Source organism: Streptomyces sp. (genome assembly GCF_031178505.1).
Taxonomy (GTDB): Bacteria; Actinomycetota; Actinomycetes; order Streptomycetales; family Streptomycetaceae; genus Streptomyces; species Streptomyces gulbargensis.
The window spans coordinates 1-3,194 of the sequence record NZ_JAPSIW010000779.1; the positions used below are offsets into that span (position 1 = coordinate 1).

Sequence of the window (3,194 nt, forward strand, 5' to 3'; positions counted from 1 at the left end):
ACCGTACACGGGGTACGGACCGGCCGCGGCGGCCCTCGCCGCTTTCCCAGGGGCGTACGGCAGGATGTCCCCCATGCCGAGCCTCCAGAAGACGCGCGCGCCACGGGACCGGTCCCAGGGGCGCTCGCCCGCGGTCGTCCCCACCCACCGGGACCCGGTGGCCGCCGCGGGCAGCCAGCTGATCGGCGGCCCGTTCGGCCGTCGCGCGCTGACCGGGACCGGACCGCTCACGCCGGTCCGGGTGATCGCCATCGTGGCGATCGGGATGTTCGCCCTCGGCATGGTGCAGAAACTGCCCTGCTACAACTGGGCCTGGTTCGAGGGACTCACCTCCCAGTACACCCACGCCTGCTACTCCGACATCCCGCACCTCTACGAGGGGCGCGGCTTCGCGGCGGGTCTGGTGCCGTACTTCGACCGGCTGAGCGGCGGTGTGCCGTTCCTGGAGTACCCCGTCCTCACCGGCCTCTTCATGGAGGTCGCGGCCTGGCTGACGCCCGGCGGCGGCCCCATGCGGGAGCAGGAGCAGGCGTTCTGGATGGTCAACGCCGGCATGCTGATGGCCTGCGCGGCCGTTCTCGCCGTCTGTGTGGCCCGGACGCACCGCCACCGGCCCTGGGACGGGCTGCTCGTCGCGCTGGCCCCCTCGATCGCGCTCACGGCCACGATCAACTGGGACATCCTGGCCGTCGCGCTCACCGCGGCCGCCGTCCTGATGTGGTCACGCGGCCGGCCGCTGGCCTTCGGCGTCCTGCTCGGCCTGGCCACGGCCTCCAAGTTCTACCCGATCCTGTTGCTCATCCCCCTGCTGCTGCTCTGCTGGCGGGCCGGGAAATGGCGGCGGTACGGGGCGGCGGTGCTCGGCGCCGCCGGGGCCTGGCTGGTCGTGAACCTGCCCGTGATGATCCTCGCCCCGGAGGGCTGGAAGCAGTTCTACCTCTTCAGCCGGGATCGGAACGTCGACTTCGGCTCCGCCTGGCTGCTCGTCAGCCAGCGCACCGGCGTCCCGATCAGCCCCGAGCGGGCCAATCTGTACGCTCTGCTGCTGATGGTGGTGGCGGTGGCGGCCCTCGCGATGCTGACGTTCACGGCGCCCCGGCGCCCCCGCTTCGTCCAGCTGGCGTTCCTGATCGTCGCCGCGTTCGTCCTGACCAACAAGGTGTACTCGCCGCAGTACGTCCTGTGGCTCGTCCCGCTGGCCGTGCTCGCCCGGCCGCGCTGGCGAGACTTCCTCGTCTGGCAGGCCTGCGAGGTCATGTACTTCCTGGGCGTCTGGATGTACCTCGCCTTCACGGCGAGCGGCAACAAGCAGGGTCTGCCGGTGGACGGCTACCAGTTCGCGATCGTCCTGCACCTGCTCGGCACGCTGTACCTGTGCGTCATGGTCGTCCGGGACATCCTGACGCCCGAGCGGGACCCCGTGCGGCAGGACGGCGCGGACGACCCCTCGGGAGGTGTCCTGGACGGGGCCGAGGACGTCTTCGTGGCGGGCAGGGCCGCGCACCTGGCGCGGCAGGCGGTGCCGCCGCGGGCCCCCGAGCGGCCGCGGGTGGAGTGGGGCACGTCCGGGAGCGGCGGCCCGCGGGGATGACGTACCGCGGCGGCTCACGCCGGAGACGTACGAACGGGTGAGGGCCCCGGCTTCGACGAGCCGGGGCCCTCACCCGTGACCGCGCGGGGCGGGACGCCGGTGGCTCAGCGCTCCACGAGGCGGTCGAACTGCGTCGTGGTGTGGCGCAGATGCGCCACGAGCTCGTCACCGACCCGCGGCTCCTGCGCGTCGGCGGGCACGAACAGGATCGACACCTGCATGTGCGGCGGCTCGGCGAACCAGCGCTGCTTGCCCGCCCACACGAACGGCGAGAGGTTCCTGTTGACGGTCGCGAGACCGGCCCGGGCCACTCCCTTGGCGCGCGGCATCACGCCGTGCATGGCCTTCGGGGCCTCCAGGCCGACGCCGTGCGAGGTGCCGCCGGCGACGACCACGAGCCAGCCGTCCGAGGCCGCCTTCTGCTGGCGGTAGCCGAAACGGTCCCCCTTGGAGACACGGGTCACGTCCAGGACCGAACCCCGGTACTCCGTGGCCTCGTGGTCGCCGAGCCAGAGCCGGGTGCCGATCCGGGCGCGGAAGCGGGTCTGCGGGAACTGCTGCTGGAGCCGGGCCTGCTCCTCGGCGCGCAGATGGCTCACGAACATGGTGTGCAGGGGCAGCCGGGCCGCGCGCAGGCGGTCCATCCAGCCGATGACCTCCTCGACCGCGTCGGTGCCGTCCGGCCGGTCGAGCGGCAGGTGCAGGGCGAAGCCCTCCAGACGCACGTCCTCGATGGCCGAGTGGAGCATCGGGAGCTCGTCCTCGCGGACGCCGTGGCGCTTCATCGAGCTCATGCACTCGATGACGACCCGGGCCCCGACGAGGGCGTGCACCCCGTCGACGGAGGAGACGGAGCGGACCACCCGGTCGGGCAGCGGAACCGGTTCCTCGCCCCGCCGGAACGGAGTGAGGACCAGCAGGTCACCGCTGAACCAGTCCTTGATCTTCGCGGCCTCGTAGGTGGTGCCGACCGCGAGCATGTCGGCGCCGAACCGGGCCGCCTCGTCGGCGAGCCGTTCGTGCCCGAAGCCGTAGCCGTTGCCCTTGCAGACCGGGATCAGACCGGGGAACTGGTCGATGACCGTCTTCTGGTGCGCCCGCCAGCGCGCGGTGTCGACGTAGAGGGAGAGCGCCATGGCCGGCCCGGAACCTTTCTGACGGCAGCGGTGGATCACAGGTGTGTACGAGAGTACGAAACGTCCGGCGGCGCGGCACGGGGCCGTGCCGCCGGACAAGGTCAGCGGCGGGACATGTAGATGTCGAGCGCCTTGTGCAGCAGCTTGTTGAGCGGGAAGTCCCACTCGCCGACGTACTCGACGGCTTCTCCGCCGGTGCCCACCTTGAACTGGATGAGCCCGAAGAGGTGGTCGGTCTCGTCGAGCGAGTCCGAGATGCCCCGCAGGTCGTAGACGGTGGCGCCCATCGCGTAGGCGTCGCGCAGCATCCGCCACTGCATCGCGTTCGAGGGCCGGACCTCGCGGCCGATGTTGTCCGAGGCGCCGTAGGAGTACCAGACGTGGCCGCCGACGACGAGCATGGTCGCGGCGGACAGGTTCACGCCGTTGTGGCGGGCGAAGTAGAGCCGCATGCGGTTGGGGTCCTC

General features: G+C 71.6%; 3 protein-coding genes. 1 reads left to right on the forward strand and 2 read right to left on the reverse strand.

Annotation, left to right across the window (positions count from 1 at the left end; all coding sequences use genetic code 11):
- Positions 1-64: 64 nt before the first annotated feature.
- Positions 65-1,591 (forward strand): glycosyltransferase 87 family protein, encoded by a 1,527-nt coding sequence (locus RIF68_RS32190; RefSeq protein WP_309054802.1) that lies wholly within the window; start codon positions 65-67, stop codon positions 1,589-1,591.
- Positions 1,592-1,695: 104 nt separating this feature from the next.
- Here the strand turns inward: RIF68_RS32190 and RIF68_RS32195 are convergent, their stop codons facing one another.
- A complete protein-coding gene (locus RIF68_RS32195; RefSeq protein WP_309054800.1) occupies positions 1,696-2,727 on the reverse strand; it encodes an alanine racemase in 1,032 nt (343 codons plus the stop codon).
- A 101-nt stretch (positions 2,728-2,828) separates the two neighbouring features.
- On the reverse strand, positions 2,829-3,194 hold a 366-nt coding region (locus RIF68_RS32200; RefSeq protein WP_309054801.1), incomplete at its 5' end, for a peptidoglycan bridge formation glycyltransferase FemA/FemB family protein.